Source organism: Lysinibacillus sp. RC46 (assembly GCF_041262385.1).
GTDB lineage: Bacteria > Bacillota > Bacilli > Bacillales_A > Planococcaceae > Lysinibacillus.
Window position 1 is genome coordinate 15,338 of sequence record NZ_JBGCCF010000009.1, and the last position, 14,763, is coordinate 30,100.

Here is a 14,763-nt window from a genome sequence, read left to right on the forward strand (position 1 = left end):
AAAAAAACGAGTCATCCTAATGATATAGGAGTGACTCGTTTTGTATTTATTTATTTATTTATTTATTTATTTATTTATTTATTTATTAAACCCATCCACGGAAGCGTGAAGCTTCTGCAGTGCGGCGAACACCTACCATATAAGCTGCTAAACGCATGTTAATGTTACGTGTTGTCGCTGTTGTATAAACGTTTTCAAACGCATCAACCATTTTTTTGTAAAGACGTTCTTCAACTTCTTCTTCTGTCCAGTAATAACCTTGGTTATTTTGTACCCATTCGAAGTAAGAAACTGTTACACCACCAGCAGATGCTAATACGTCTGGTACAAGTAAAATGCCACGATCAGTTAAAATTCTAGTTGCTTCAGAAGTTGTTGGACCGTTCGCTGCTTCAACTACAATGTTTGCTTTAATGTTGTTTGCATTATCAGCAGTAATTTGGTTTTCAATAGCAGCTGGCACTAAAATATCACAATCAAGTTCTAGTAATTCTTTGTTTGAAATTGTGTTTTCAAATAATGTTGTTACCGTACCAAAGCTATCGCGACGATCTAATAAGTAGTCGATATCTAAACCTTCAGGATCATGTAGTGCACCATAAGCATCTGAAATACCGATTACTTTTGCACCTAAATCATGCATGAATTTCGCTAGGAAGCTACCTGCGTTACCGAAGCCTTGAATAACAACGCGCGCACCTTTTATATCAATGCCACGTTTTTTCGCTGCTTCTTGGATAACGATTGTTACACCTTGTGCAGTCGCACGGTCACGACCTTGAGAACCACCAAGCACTAATGGCTTACCTGTGATGAAACCTGGAGAGTTGAATTCGTCCATACGGCTGTATTCATCCATCATCCAAGCCATAATTTGTGCATTCGTAAATACGTCTGGCGCAGGAATATCTTTTGTTGGTCCTACGATTTGACTAACTGCACGTACATATCCACGGCTCAATCGTTCGATTTCATCCATAGACATTTGACGAGGGTCACAGATGACACCGCCTTTACCACCGCCATAAGGTAGATCCACGATACCACATTTCAATGTCATCCACATTGAAAGCGCTTTAACTTCTTCCTCAGATACGGCCGGATGGAAACGAACCCCACCTTTAGTTGGTCCTACTGCATCATTATGTTGTGCACGGTAACCAGTAAATACTTTTGTTGTACCATCATCCATTTTCACTGGAATACGCACTTGTAGCATGCGAAGCGGTTCTTTTAACAATTCATACATTGCTTCGTCATAGCCAAGTCTATTTAGAGCCTCTTGAATGACTTCTTGAGTTGATGTGAACAGATTTAAGTTTTCAGACATTATTAAATCGCCTCTTTGTTTTTATAATGATAGTATATCGGCATCATTGTAACATACTTCCGAATTGAAATGTGAACATTTTGTTAAACTTTAAAAACTTTTTCAATTTGCTCAATTGACCAATCTAAATCCTCTTGTGAAATAACAAGTGGTGGCGCAAATCGAATGACAGTATCATGTGTTTCTTTACATAATAGGCCTAATTCTTTAAGCTTTTCACAGTACGGGCGTGCTGCCTCTGTTAATTCCATTCCGATAAATAAACCACGACCACGAACGTCTTTAATGACTGGGTTGTTAATTTCTTTTAATTTCCCTTTAAAGTATTCACCAAGTTCGTGTGAACGCTCTGCTAATTTTTCATCTAGTAATACTTTAATTGAAGCAATAGATACAGCACATGCTAAAGGATTACCACCGAAAGTTGAGCCGTGTGATCCTGGATTGAATACACCTAAGATTTCACGATTTGCAGCTACACAAGAAATCGGGAATACACCGCCGCCTAAAGCTTTTCCTAAAATGTACATATCAGGTTCTACTTCTTCCCAATCACATGCGAACATTTTACCCGTACGTGCTAAACCAGCTTGGATTTCATCCGCAATGAATAAAACATTGTTTTCACGGCATAGCTCGCGAGCAGCTTTTAAGAAGCCTTCTGATGGAATAACGATACCCGCTTCACCTTGAATTGGCTCAATTAAAAACGCTGCTGTGTTTGGAGTAATTGCTGCTTTTAATGCATCCAAGTTACCGTAATCTACTAACTTAACATTCGGTAACATTGGACCGAAGCCACGACGATATTCTTCGTCAGATGATAAAGATACAGCAAGCATAGTACGACCATGGAAGTTACCATTACATGCGATGATTTCAGCTTTGCCATCTTCTACGCCTTTTACATCATAAGCCCAACGACGAGCTGCTTTAAATGCAGTTTCTACCGCTTCTGCACCTGTATTCATCGGTAATACCATTTGTTTATTCGTTAATTTACCAACAAGCTCATACCATTCACCAAGGTTTTCGCTATAAAATGCACGAGAAGTTAATGTTACTTTATCAGCTTGTTCTTTTAACGCTGCGATAATTTTTGGATGACGATGCCCCTGATTTACAGCAGAGTAGGCTGATAGCATATCTAAATATTTGTTACCTTCTGGATCTTTTACCCAAGCACCTTCAGCCTCTGAAATAACGATTGGTAGCGGGTGATAGTTTGCAGCACCAAAATTTTGAGTTTGTTCAATAACTTGATTTGTTTTTGTCATATAGTTTTCTCTCCTTACGTTCATGATGAAAATCTCTGGTAGACTCTGTTTTTCTATAAGTAAATTCAATAGAATAATTTCAGCATTTTCTGAATATAAAAAGCAAGAATCTGCACACTACTCCTAGGTAAGCCACCTCGACATTAGCGCCTGCGGTTCTTGTCGGACTCACTTTACCAGGAGGAGTCTCGCAGATTCTCTTATAATTTATGCCTCCACATAATTGCGTCCGGAGGCAACTTCTTCTGTCAGCCGAAAGAAGTTATAGCATTTCAGAAGTTGTTTTTGCTTGCATGTGAAGTTGTAGATAGTCAGGGCCACCTGCTTTTGAGTCAGTACCTGACATATTGAAGCCACCGAATGGTTGGTAACCAACGATTGCACCAGTACAGCCACGGTTGAAGTATAAGTTACCTACATGGAAATCTTCACGTGCTTTTTCTAAGTTCATACGATTATTTGTAATAACCGCACCAGTTAAGCCGTATTCAGTATCATTTGCAATATCAATTGCTTGATCGAAATCTTTAGCTTTTGTAATAGCTACAACTGGTCCAAAGATTTCTTCTTTCATAACGCGTGCAGAAGGATCTACGTCTGCAAATACTGTTGGTTGGATGAAGTAACCAACTGAATCATCAGCTGTACCACCTGCAACAAGGCGACCTTCTCCTTTACCAATTTCAATGTACTCTGTTACTTTATTGAATGCTGCTTGGTCAATAACTGTTGCCATGAAGTTGTTGAAGTCTGATGGGTCACCAACTGTTAACGTGTTTGTTAATTCCACTACACGGTCAACAACTTGGTCATAGACATCTTCAACGATAATAGCACGAGAACATGCTGAACATTTTTGACCAGAGAAGCCAAATGCTGATTTTACGATAGATTGTGCTGCAAGCTCTAGATCTGCTTCTTTATCAACAACGATTGTATCTTTACCGCCCATTTCAGCGATAACACGTTTAATCCAAATTTGACCGTCATTTAATACAGACGCACGTTGGTTAATACGTAAGCCTACATCACGAGATCCTGTGAAGCTGATGAAACGTGTTTTTGGATGATCAACTAAGTAGTCACCTACTTCTGCACCAGAACCTGGTACAAAGTTCACAGCTCCTGCTGGAAGACCAGCTTGCTCTAACACTTCGATAAATTTATAAGCAACTACAGGTGTTGTTGAAGCTGGTTTTAATAATACAGTGTTACCTGTTACTAAAGCTGCCACCGTTGTCCCTGCCATAATAGCGAATGGGAAGTTCCATGGTGAAATAACAATACCAATACCTAATGGAATATAGTCATAACGGTTATATTCACCTGGACGACTTTCTACAGGTTGACCTTCTTTAATACGTAGCATTTGACGACCATAGTATTCTAAGAAATCAATTGCTTCTGCAGTATCTGCATCAGCCTCAGCCCATGGTTTACCTGCTTCTTTTGTTAAAAGTGCAGAGAATTCATGTTTACGACGACGGATAATTGCCGCTGCTTTAAATAGTACGTCTGCACGAATAGCTGGATCTACTTTTTTCCAAGTTTTGAATGTTTCGTCCGCAGCTTGCATTGCTTTTTCAGCTAGTTCTTTGTTTGCTTTTGATACGCGACCAATTACTTCTGTTTTCTTTGCTGGATTATATGAAATGATTTTATCTTCTGTCGTAATACGTTCTCCACCAATTATAAGTGGATAATCTTGACCTAAATAACCTTCTACTTTATTTAATGCTTCTAAATAAGCGTTGTAATTTGCCTCTTGAGTAAAATCTGTGAATGGTTCGTGTTTGTATGAAATCATACTAAATCCTCCCTCGTGAGATATGTTTTAAGTGTGCAAAAAACATTGACGCAAAATATCTTTGCGTTTAGAATATTCTTACACTTATTATAATGCAAAATTTCGTTGCATATTTCAAGTAAAAAATTTTTTGAGGTGCACATTTTATGAAAAATTTTGAACCTTTACTCCCTTTTTATGAGTTCATTGCAACAAATGTATCTGTTGGTATTCATGCTGTAGACCTTTCTGGCAAAACAATTATTTATAATACAAAGATGAAAGAAATTGAAGGTTTCCATTTTGATGAATTAGCAGATCGCTCTGTTATTGAAATGTTTTCCTTCCGCCAGCATGAAAGTACTTTAATGCGAGTATTACAAACAGGCAAAAAGGAGATCAATGTAAAACAAACTTATTGGAATAAAAATGGTCATGAAATTACAACGATTAATGATACTTTTCCACTTTATGTTGAAAATAAACTAATTGGAGCGATCGAATTTGCTCGTGACATTACATCACTCGAAAAGCTAGTTTATCAGCCTCTTCGTCGATATGATGAACCTTTAACATTCGATATGATTACAGCTGTATCCGAATCGATGCGACAAATTATCGCAAACGCCAAAAAAGCAGCAGCTGTGAAATTACCGGTATTACTAATTGGAGAATCGGGTACAGGAAAGGATTTAGTCGCAGAGGGCATGCACCATGCAGTATCGGCTGATCCTGAAGCATTTGTAACTCTAGTGAGTCGTCGCTCTGCTCAATCTGTTTTAGACAAATTACAGGAGCTCTTACAAGATGACAAAGCATACACTTTTTTCTTTGAACGCATAGATTTTTTAAGTCTAGATATCCAAGAGCAACTTTTAGAGATATTACAATCTCTTCCACAGTCTAAATACATGCTCATCGGTAGTGTCGGAAGCGACCCTATTGCATTGATTGAGGAGAAGAAACTTTCAAAATCACTGTATTATTTCTTTGCTACAATGTCTATTACCATCCCAAATCTAACAGATCGAAAAGAAGATATTCTTCCATTCGTAGATGATTACTTTAACCGCCATCGAGAACGCTTCGCTTCAAATGTCGCGAATCTAGCACCTGATGTACAGGATTTATTCTTGCAATATGATTGGCCAGGAAATTTAAAAGAGCTTGAGCTATTACTAGATGAAATTGTGTCATTTATGACCACTGAATCAACAGTTACCTCAGATTTATTACCAATGCATTTCCGTTTCAAGGTACAGCAGCAAGACACATCTAATCACGAGCCGGAATTCTTTATGTTCCAGCAACAGAACGATGTTATGCCGCTCGATGCTTATTTGCGTGAAGCCGAATCATATTATGTGCAAAACGTCTTAAATTTATATGAAGGCAATATTACAAAGGCCGCTAGTGCACTTGGCATGAGTCGTCAAAACCTACAATATCGAATTCGAAAAATAAAAAATCAATAGTTATATTTGAATACAAAAAAACGAGGGTACCTTCATATTTGAAAGCATCCTCGTTTTTTTATCACGCATTAACAGGCAGTAATTTATATCTCAAAATTCAGCAAAAGCAAAGAAGTTAGGTAAAATAACTGCCAGTAAACGCCCGATCAGTGGAAACTAGTAATCAGTGGAGATCACTGATTACAGTTTTACTTTATTGTCCTGACTGTTCGATCCAGTCCTGTAATTTATCTTTTAGGGAATTAAAACCATTCGCATCCGATTCATCTACACGGTCCTGCAATGATTTACGTGGTAGTACATCTTTTTTACGCAATGTAGCTGGGCGCTCCTGCAAAGCACGAATCGATAAACTAATTTTTTCGGCATCTTCATCGATTTCAAGTATCTTCACTTCGACCTCTTGCCCAACTGACAAAAATTCACTAACGTCCTTTACAAAGCCGTACGTAATTTCGGAAATATGTACAAGGCCTTGTGTATCTTCATCAAGCGCAACAAATGCACCATATGGCTGTATACCTGTAACTTTACCAGTCAACACGTCCCCTAATTCATATTTTTGTCCCATAACCTTTGCCCACTTTCTTTTTGTTTGCTACGTATATATCACCATAAATTATAACATAGGTGTATTAGTGGGGCAAAAAATCTCCTTACTCGTTAATAGCACTAATTAGGTAATGCTGTCCACCATTTTTAGTTACTACAGAGGTTAATTTAAAGGATAATTGCTGTCCAATTACTCCATGTGCTGCACTTTTTACAGTGGCTCCAATATGAAGTGAGTAACCCTCTATTTCATGAAGAGATTTAAAATTTCCCATCCCATCAAACTGAACAACTTTATCTATATCCAAATCATCAGTTAGTAGTGTTTGAGCTACTTCTCGATCACCAACCCCATGAGCATATAAAAATAAACTAACGATATTTATTGGATTTAATGTGTCAATAATTGTCTCGTCTCTCGTCTCAACATACGAATTATAAAGAGATTTAGTTTGCTCAATCCAATCAGGATTAATTGCTATACTTGTTGTCCCATCCTCCGTCTGCATATACGTGTCTTCTCGCGCATATAAAATCCCCATCCATATATCGTATGGTGTTAACTGTTCTAGAGTTTTGGATTGTCCAGTCAACTTTATTTCATCTAGTATTAATTGAGCAGTTTTGCGCATTGCCTCACCATATTCACCATTCGCAATAATCGTTAGTAGATCCATGTATTCAGGCTTAAATTGACCAGTTTTTGTGCGAATTGGATTGCTGTCAGTTCCTTTAATAATGGCAAGCCACGTATTTTCAAACTCTCCCTTTAATACGTTAAAATTAACCTGCTCAGTAGATTGATCTGCTACAAGTGTTTTTTCATAGAGACGCAGAATAGTGGCAGAATCCTCTATAGAATAAAGTAAATCTCCGCCAACAAGTAAAGAGCCTGTAGCCAAGTATTTAAAATAACCTAATACATTTGGGTGAAGGCGGTCCAAATATTCGGGCGCGTCTTTTCCGAATACAGGATTAGGTCGAAAACTATAACTTTGTCCATTATATCGCAATTCCAAATATTGCCTTTTAGCCGTAGCAATTAATTTATTTAGGTCTGTAGGGAGACTTTTTGGTTTTTGTGATAATACTTTTTCATACGGAGCAAGTTTATTGGAATAATAGCCTGCAATTTCTTCTACCGAGTTAGAATATATACTATAAAAGTAATAAGATTCTTCAAACGACATAGGATTTTCGAAAGTTTCGATACTCTGTATTAGCTCCCGTGGCGTTTGTAGATTATCCAATGCATCTTTTTCTAAACTTTTTAAAAAGTCATTATTATTGGTGTTCTGTATTTCTATAAACATCTCTTTTCTTTTAGGTAAAGAATAAATTTCAGTATCTGCAATTTGAACTTTTGATATCTCACTAAACTCTTTCTCTGGTATATCGAGCTCTTTACGCATCTGCTCACGTTTTTCTTGATATTTTTTTGTAAAGTTTGAAACCCATTCGTTATATTTTTGTTCTTGTTCCTGTTCAGCTGTTTGAACAAAAGTCGATGGATCAATGACATACGACGAAATAAGAACACTTAATAAAAGTACACTTGCAATGCTTGCTATCCAGACAGCTGGCTTTTGCCATCTTAAGGGGGGCTTTTTTGTTGTTATGATTTCTGGCGAATGTTGTGTTGCATTTTCTGCTTCGATTTGTGTGAAAACGGCTTCTGGATCTAACTGTGATTCCATGCGATCATAGGATTTTTTTAGAAGCTCCATTCGTTTTTCAAATTGTTTATCATCCATTTTCAACACTCCCCTCCTGCATTAACACCGCTTTGAGCTTTTCCTTTGCACGTAATATACGAACTTTGACAGTTGATAACGAAATATTTAGTACCTCGGCTATCTCCTCATACTTTAATTCATGGAAGTAAAATAATATAAGAGGATAACGATATTTTTCATCCAGTTCGTTAATGGCATTATGTAATAGCCTATCCTCCTCAAAATTAAGGGCATGCTTTTCTGCTGAAGATGAGGGCATTTGTTGCTGAGCACTTAGCTTTTCTTCCTTTGCCTGCTCTCGTTGTTCTTTGCGATAATAATCACGTGTTGCATTTAATGTGATTTTATAGAGCCATGTCGTAAAACGATCCTGCTTAAATTGATGTAAAAAACGATAGAGCTTCACAAATACCTCCTGCGAAACATCTGCTAAATCATCACTATGTACGCCGCATTGAAAAGCAAATTTTTCAACTGTTCGTTGATGTATTCGGATCAGCTCTATATAGGCGTCTTTGTCTCCTAGCTGAGCCCGTTCTATTAATTCAGTTTCTGTCACAGTCATCCCCCCCTTTGCACATGTAACGAATCATCCCTCCTAATTGTTACATATTTAAACGAATTTTACTTTTTTAATAATTTACCCAAACACTTATTATGCCTCTAAAATTACCCCGGTTGCACAAACGAAATTATTTTAGAATATCTATAAGTCATTTCTGAAATTTGCTTGTGTAACGAGAATATTGCTGTAAAATGAAACTTTAGTATAAGGAGGATTTATTTTCGTGTCTTCGAGAGATCAATTTACATCTAAAATTGGGTTTATTTTAGCTGCCGCTGGAAGTTCTATAGGGTTAGGAGCGATTTGGAAGTTTCCTTATATGGCGGGTACTAACGGCGGAAGTGTTTTTATTTTATTATTTATCCTATGTACATTTTTCATCGGCTTGCCGGTATTAATTGCAGAATTTATGATTGGACGTCGCGGGCAAAAGGATGCCGTCACGTCGTTCAAGGAACAAGCGCCAGGAAAACCATGGTACTTAATAGGGTGGGGCGGCATGATTATTGCCGGTCTAATACTTTCATTTTACAGTGTTGTTGGTGGCTGGATTTTAAGCTATTTAGGCCGTTCCCTAACGTTCCATTTCAATAGTTCAAATGGTAATTATGCAGATTTATTTAGTAACATTATTTCAAGCCCATTTGAAGCGGTGATTGTTCAAGGGTTATTTATGTTGTTAACTGTAGTGATTGTATCAGCTGGTATTAAAGGCGGGATTGAAAAAACTAGTACATGGATGATGCCACTGTTATTCATCTTTTTCATCGTATTAGTTATACGTTCTTTAACTTTGGACGGTGCAATGGAAGGCGTCAAATTTATGTTCGTCCCTGATTGGTCCTATTTAAATGCGGAAACATTTTTAAAAGCGCTTGGACAAGCATTCTTCTCGTTAAGTGTTGGGATTGCGGTAATGATCACATACGCTTCCTATTTGTCGAAATCAGAAAAGATTGGAAATTCAGCCATCAATGTGGCATCGATGAATATCATTATTTCTTTACTTGCAGGTCTAGTAATTTTCCCAGCAGTGTTCGCACTTGGCTATACTCCTGATCAAGGCCCTGGCCTCGTTTTTATTATTTTACCTGCTGTTTTTGAACAATTACCTCTTGGTGGTCTATTCTTAACGATTTTCTTCGTACTCTTACTATTTGCAACAGTTACTTCTTCCATTTCCATGTTAGAAATTGTCGTGGCTATCGCAATTGGAGATAAGCCTGAAAAGCGTAAAAAAATCGCTTGGATTGGCGGTATTATTATTTTTATTGTCGGTATTCCAAGTGCATTATCATTCGGTATCCTATCTGATGTAAAAATTTTAGATCGTTCTATTTTCGACTTTGTAGACTTCTTGACGAATAATATTGGTATGCCAATTGGAGCCTTACTAATTTCTATCTTTGCAGGCTATTATTATACAAAAGATATTTCTCGTAAGGAGCTTGCCTCATCTAGTCTGATGTTCAATATTTGGTATATTTTAATTCGGTATGTTTCTCCAATAGCGATAGTAATTATTTTCATCCAGGGGATCTTACCTTTGTTTAAATAAAAAAACGAGGTTGTCTCTCAATTGAAAGTGACAACCTCGTTTTCTATAGAAAAGCAAAAGCATCATTGCGTCCGGATTCGGCTTTGTGCTTAGGCCAACAGATGTTTTTTGCGCGTAAGCGTAGTGCTAACGCAGCGGCAGCGGCATATGTTTTTTGCGCGTAAGCGTAGCGGCAGCGGTATGATGTTGGTCACTCAGTCATTGCTACAGGACGTGGTGTTCTTATACTGAGTTCCTTTATTTTAGCGGATGTTTTGACTCCCGCTAAAAAGAAGTTAAATAATGCATTTTGCTTCAAATTTTATCGCAATAAGTTTGTACGAAATAGCTACACAATCTTCAAATGGAATCCATTCTTCAAACGAATGCTCATATGTTTCTTGAATAACCTTTGCAAGAGTAGATGGATCATCAATACCTTGCAATGCTGCTACAACATCTGCAGTTTCAGTATCATAATGATCTGGACCTAAGTGGAATGGATCCCACTCCTCTAGCAGACGTACGGCTGCTTGATTCATTTTTATATTTTCCAAAATACTCACCTATTATCCTTTTATCATACTCGTATGATACCATAGTAAATAAAAAAGAAAAGAGTGATTTGCTTGTCTATTTTCGATCAAACTATTAAACGTCGTTGTACAAACTCTGTAAAGTGGGACGCAATGGAAAATGTATATGGGCTACAAGATGCTTCAGACATACTACCAATGTGGGTAGCTGATATGGATTTCGCTGCTCCAGTAGCCGTATCAAAAGCGCTACAAGAGCATGCTGAAAAGACAGTTTTCGGCTATAGCTTTGTTAGTGATGAAGCAGTGCAAGCGATTGTAGACTGGCAGAATGCTCATCATGATTGGCACATTGACAAAGATTCAATTGTTTTCTGTAACGGTGTTGTTGCTGCTTTAGCGGATAGTATCAAGGCATTTACAAATCCAGGAGATAAAGTACTTATTTCCTCACCTGTCTACCCACCATTTTATAACATTCCAAAAAGTAATGGCCGAGAGATTGTTAGTTGTCCTTTAGTAGAAAAAGATGGCACATTTGTCTATGACTTTGAAGCCTTTGAACAAGCACTTGCTCAAAATGTGAAAGCCTACATATTGTGTAATCCTCATAATCCTGGAGGCTATGCATGGGATGAAGTTACATTAAAGGAAATCGTACGACTATGTGCAAAATATGATGTAGTGATTATTTCCGATGAAATTCATTCTGATTTAATGTTAGATGGCTCAAAACATACACCATTAGCAAAAATCGCTGGTGATGAAATTGATCGTATTATTACGTGCATGGCACCGACAAAAACATTTAATCTAGCTGGTATTCAAGTCGCTTATATGATTGTGCCGGATAAGGAAAAGCGTATGCTACTAGAAGCAGTTCATATGGCTAGTGGGCAAGGCTCCTTAAATACCTTTGCTTCTGTTGCACTTCAAGCTGCTTATACAGAGGGTTCCCCATGGTTAAATGACATGCTTTCTTATATTTCAACTAATATGGACTATGTGATTTCTGAATTAGGGCAATTACCTGGCATCCATATTAATAAACCTCAGTCCACATATTTACTTTGGATTGATTATCGAGAATTAGGACTTGATGAAAAAGAAATCATGAAACGCTTGCTGGAAAATGGCAAGCTAGCATTAGAGCCTGGGACAAAATATGGTGAAGAGGGTCGTGGCTTCCTACGTATGAACGTCGCTTGCTCATTTGACACAGTGAAAGACGGTGTTCAGCGCTTTAAGCAAGCACTTCAGCAATAGAAAATAAATAGCGAAGGATATCTCAAGTTTTCCCGAGATATCCTTTTTTTGTTTAGAAAATATATCTCATATGGAGAATGGTACTAAGAAAACAATACATGAGGTGTTTTGGCATAAAATAAATGCGAAAATACAAATGCCCCGCAGTCCTTAAAGGCTGCGAGGCATCTCGTACAATCAATTATGCCTCGGCATAATTGTAGGCTATAGGCTAACAGATGTTTTTTGCGCGAAAGCGTAGTGCAACGAAGCGACAGCACAGATAAAACCGTGTTGCTGTCGCTTCGCTTTCGCACAGATAAATTGCCACAGGACGTGGCGTTCTTAGACTGAATCCCTCTAATTCAGTGGGTGTTTAGACACCCGCTAAATACAGTTAAATATTTTGCTGATTGTTTGTATTATTTTTCTCTGAAAGAATACGTGCTTCGATTTCCTTTGATTTCATTTCTTGTTTCTTAGAAATCTTACGGAAAACAGTAAAGACAACAATACATAAAATAAGCATTATTAAAAATTCAAAAGCTGCAGGAATGTAGCCTGATTTATCTTCTGGGAAATATAAAAATTGATACATTAAATGTTTCATGTTTTACACGTCCTTACAATTATTATTCAAAAACTGTAATTGACTCGATTTTCACATCTTCTACTGGTTTATCACGCATGTCTTTTTCTACGTCTGCAATTTTGTCTACGATGTCCATTCCTTCAACAACATGACCAAATACTGTATGTTTATGGTCTAACCAAGGAGTACCACCATTTTGAGCATATGCTTCAATAATTTCTTCTGGGAAGCCAGCACCTTGTAATTGACGAAGCATATCACTTGGAAGGTGCTTCATTTGTACGATAAAGAATTGTGAACCATTTGTGTTTGGACCCGCATTTGCCATTGAAAGGGCACCGCGAAGATTAAATACGTTTTCAGAGAACTCATCCTCGAAAGAGTTACCCCAAATTGATTCACCGCCCATACCTGTACCAGTTGGGTCACCACCTTGAATCATAAAGTCTTGGATCACACGGTGGAAAATGATGCCGTCATAGTATCCTGATTTTGCATGGCCTAAGAAGTTTTCAACAGTTTTTGGTGCATGCTCTGGGAATAATTTAATTTTGATGGCACCTAATGTTGTTTTCATTTCTACAAGTACTTCGCCTTCTAGTACTTCTGTTGTTAATTGTGGAAACATTGAAGTCTCTCCTTTAAATGTAAAATTTCAGTTTCAATGAAAATGATAGCACTATCATTTCTGACCTCATTTTAGTCTAACATACTTCTTAATGGTTTTCTTCACCAAAGTATTGACGATTTTTTGCACTTTTAATTTTTTAGCTTATCACCATACCGTGGGGTTGATTTCCGTTCCGGTTGGACGCTTTGCTTTCGCTACAGAAAACATTTGTTGCTGACGCTTCGCTTTCGCACAGACAAAACCCAGTTGCTGCCGCTTCGCTGCAGGATCTCGAGCCAACATGTTGTTTGTCACGAAGGCGTTATCACAGTACTGGTTAAGAAATATTCTTTCATATTAACCCCCTTAGTATATTTTTTATGATTGTTCATATATTCCGTTGGTCAATCGTAAAAATGGATTATATGGATAATGATAAAAAAAAACGGAGGGATTGAAATGAAATTCATACAAAAAATAAGTGTAATCGGACTGTCGGTATGTATGTTGAGTATCGTTTTTTCATCTGCCAGCATGGCAACAAAAACCGTTACAGAAGAGCACCTGAATTCAGTAAATGATAAAAATAAAAAAGAAGTTAATTATTACAAAAACGACTCCGCCAAAATATTAGCACAAGAAACAAAAACGGTACTGATTAAAACAGTAAAAGAGGATCAATCATTATTAGAGCAAAAAACAAAAGAATTTGAAGAAAAAATGAAAAAGGAACAAATAGCCTTTATTGAAGAGGGTTTGAAAAAAGCAACAACGCTTCAAGATGTAGAAAAAGTAAAAAGTGAAGCAGCCAGCTTATTAACAAAAGAAAAAGAATTGTTTAAAGCAGAAAGTGAAAAATATGTAAAACCAATGATTGATACGGAAAAAATGAACTTAGCGATGATTTCAAGTTCATATAAGACGTTTAGAGATGACTTTTTCACCTTTAACAAACACGGATTCTATTACTATGATGTCGATAAAAATGAATTTGTTCCAAACAATAAAGTAAATACAACAAAAGAGGTAAAAGAATTTGAAAAAAAACACATAGAAGATACAAAAGTAAAAGATAATCCAATCAACACCTTAATCCTGTTCATTCTCCTTGGATTGTTATGTATAATTCCTCTTTTCATAAGTAACAGACAAAAAAACAGAGCGTAATCTTTGTTGCTGCTAGTAGCCTTCGTTCTCTATCGCTAACCCTAAGGAGTTGCCAAACCTCCACTCCAATCAACTTATTTACAGGAACACGCATTCCTATAAAATAACACCCCACTTTTTAGTTTTATCGACATTCGCCTTCCTAAGAGCAAAAAGGATTTACACAAAACTGTGTGTGAATCCTTTTACTTTATTATGTCGCCCAGCCTCTACTCCAATCATTAATAAGCTTTAACAACCGTCATCTCCAACTTCATGGCAAAATTAATTATTTGATAAATACAAATAGGTCGTAACGCGTATTTGGAAACTATCCAAATTATGTTATTCTGTTGAGTGACTCATATTTAGAGTG

13 protein-coding genes are annotated in these 14,763 nt (G+C 37.1%); 4 read left to right on the forward strand and 9 right to left on the reverse strand.

Translation table 11 applies throughout. From position 1 onward, the window contains the following. Positions 1 to 85: 85 nt before the first annotated feature. The 3 genes from ABH966_RS10110 to pruA form a co-directional block, all read right to left on the reverse strand. On the reverse strand, positions 86 to 1,330 hold the full coding sequence (locus ABH966_RS10110; RefSeq protein WP_370077993.1) for a Glu/Leu/Phe/Val family dehydrogenase: 1,245 nt from the start codon (positions 1,328 to 1,330) through the stop codon (positions 86 to 88). Between the two features lie 83 nt (positions 1,331 to 1,413). After that, positions 1,414 to 2,607 carry an ornithine--oxo-acid transaminase gene (locus tag ABH966_RS10115; protein ID WP_370077995.1) on the reverse strand — a complete coding sequence of 398 codons (1,194 nt, stop codon included), beginning with the start codon at positions 2,605 to 2,607 and terminating at the stop codon, positions 1,414 to 1,416. Between the two features lie 262 nt (positions 2,608 to 2,869). Next, on the reverse strand, positions 2,870 to 4,414 hold the full coding sequence (gene pruA, locus ABH966_RS10120) for an L-glutamate gamma-semialdehyde dehydrogenase (protein WP_370077997.1): 1,545 nt from the start codon (positions 4,412 to 4,414) through the stop codon (positions 2,870 to 2,872). A gap of 146 nt (positions 4,415 to 4,560) precedes the next feature. On the opposite strand from pruA, the gene ABH966_RS10125 reads away from it, so the two are divergent. Further along, complete coding sequence (locus ABH966_RS10125) at positions 4,561 to 5,868, forward strand: AAA-type ATPase lid domain-containing protein (RefSeq protein WP_370077999.1); 1,308 nt, start codon at positions 4,561 to 4,563, stop codon at positions 5,866 to 5,868. A 193-nt stretch (positions 5,869 to 6,061) separates the two neighbouring features. Here the strand turns inward: ABH966_RS10125 and yugI are convergent, their stop codons facing one another. The 3 genes from yugI to ABH966_RS10140 all read right to left on the reverse strand — a co-directional run bounded on the left by yugI (position 6,062) and on the right by ABH966_RS10140 (position 8,715). Further along, on the reverse strand, positions 6,062 to 6,439 hold the full coding sequence (yugI, locus tag ABH966_RS10130; RefSeq protein WP_132361692.1) for a S1 domain-containing post-transcriptional regulator GSP13: 378 nt from the start codon (positions 6,437 to 6,439) through the stop codon (positions 6,062 to 6,064). 85 nt (positions 6,440 to 6,524) lie between these two features. Further along, entirely contained in the window at positions 6,525 to 8,174 is a 1,650-nt protein-coding gene (locus ABH966_RS10135) for a hypothetical protein (protein ID WP_370078002.1), read from the reverse strand. Next, a complete protein-coding gene (locus tag ABH966_RS10140) occupies positions 8,167 to 8,715 on the reverse strand; it encodes an RNA polymerase sigma factor (RefSeq protein WP_370078004.1) in 549 nt (182 codons plus the stop codon). Before ABH966_RS10140 ends, ABH966_RS10135 begins: the two co-directional genes overlap by 8 nt. A 229-nt stretch (positions 8,716 to 8,944) precedes the next feature. Between ABH966_RS10140 and ABH966_RS10145 the strand changes: the two genes are divergently transcribed. Further along, positions 8,945 to 10,279 carry a sodium-dependent transporter gene (locus ABH966_RS10145; RefSeq protein ID WP_370078006.1) on the forward strand — a complete coding sequence of 445 codons (1,335 nt, stop codon included), beginning with the start codon at positions 8,945 to 8,947 and terminating at the stop codon, positions 10,277 to 10,279. 275 nt (positions 10,280 to 10,554) lie between these two features. On the opposite strand, the gene ABH966_RS10150 is transcribed toward ABH966_RS10145, so the two are convergent. Continuing rightward, positions 10,555 to 10,815: a DUF1871 family protein gene (locus ABH966_RS10150; RefSeq protein ID WP_132361698.1), complete on the reverse strand. Its 261-nt coding sequence runs from the start codon at positions 10,813 to 10,815 to the stop codon at positions 10,555 to 10,557. Positions 10,816 to 10,887: 72 nt separating this feature from the next. Here ABH966_RS10150 and ABH966_RS10155 point away from each other — a divergent pair, with 72 nt between their 5' ends. Further along, a complete protein-coding gene (locus ABH966_RS10155; protein ID WP_370078009.1) occupies positions 10,888 to 12,060 on the forward strand; it encodes a MalY/PatB family protein in 1,173 nt (390 codons plus the stop codon). 376 nt (positions 12,061 to 12,436) lie between these two features. Here the strand turns inward: ABH966_RS10155 and ABH966_RS10160 are convergent, their stop codons facing one another. Further along, on the reverse strand, positions 12,437 to 12,649 hold the full coding sequence (locus ABH966_RS10160; RefSeq protein WP_053484185.1) for a hypothetical protein: 213 nt from the start codon (positions 12,647 to 12,649) through the stop codon (positions 12,437 to 12,439). Positions 12,650 to 12,671: 22 nt separating this feature from the next. After that, positions 12,672 to 13,259 (reverse strand): peptidylprolyl isomerase, encoded by a 588-nt coding sequence (locus ABH966_RS10165; RefSeq protein WP_370078011.1) that lies wholly within the window; start codon positions 13,257 to 13,259, stop codon positions 12,672 to 12,674. 441 nt (positions 13,260 to 13,700) lie between these two features. Between ABH966_RS10165 and ABH966_RS10170 the strand changes: the two genes are divergently transcribed. Beyond that, positions 13,701 to 14,408: a hypothetical protein gene (locus ABH966_RS10170; RefSeq protein WP_370078013.1), complete on the forward strand. Its 708-nt coding sequence runs from the start codon at positions 13,701 to 13,703 to the stop codon at positions 14,406 to 14,408. Positions 14,409 to 14,763 lie beyond the last annotated feature (355 nt).

What these genes read in the sequence shown, in the direction of transcription:
- ABH966_RS10125 (WP_370077999.1), top strand. Translation starts at nt 4,561, where the DNA reads ATGAAAAATTTTGAACCTTTACTCCCTTTTTATGAGTTCATTGCAACA.
- ABH966_RS10110 (WP_370077993.1), bottom strand. Translation starts at nt 1,330, where the DNA reads ATGTCTGAAAACTTAAATCTGTTCACATCAACTCAAGAAGTCATTCAA.
- yugI (WP_132361692.1), bottom strand. Translation starts at nt 6,439, where the DNA reads ATGGGACAAAAATATGAATTAGGGGACGTGTTGACTGGTAAAGTTACA.
- ABH966_RS10115 (WP_370077995.1), bottom strand. Translation starts at nt 2,607, where the DNA reads ATGACAAAAACAAATCAAGTTATTGAACAAACTCAAAATTTTGGTGCT.
- pruA (WP_370077997.1), bottom strand. Translation starts at nt 4,414, where the DNA reads ATGATTTCATACAAACACGAACCATTCACAGATTTTACTCAAGAGGCA.
- ABH966_RS10170 (WP_370078013.1), top strand. Translation starts at nt 13,701, where the DNA reads ATGAAATTCATACAAAAAATAAGTGTAATCGGACTGTCGGTATGTATG.
- ABH966_RS10160 (WP_053484185.1), bottom strand. Translation starts at nt 12,649, where the DNA reads ATGAAACATTTAATGTATCAATTTTTATATTTCCCAGAAGATAAATCA.
- ABH966_RS10165 (WP_370078011.1), bottom strand. Translation starts at nt 13,259, where the DNA reads ATGTTTCCACAATTAACAACAGAAGTACTAGAAGGCGAAGTACTTGTA.
- ABH966_RS10135 (WP_370078002.1), bottom strand. Translation starts at nt 8,174, where the DNA reads ATGGATGATAAACAATTTGAAAAACGAATGGAGCTTCTAAAAAAATCC.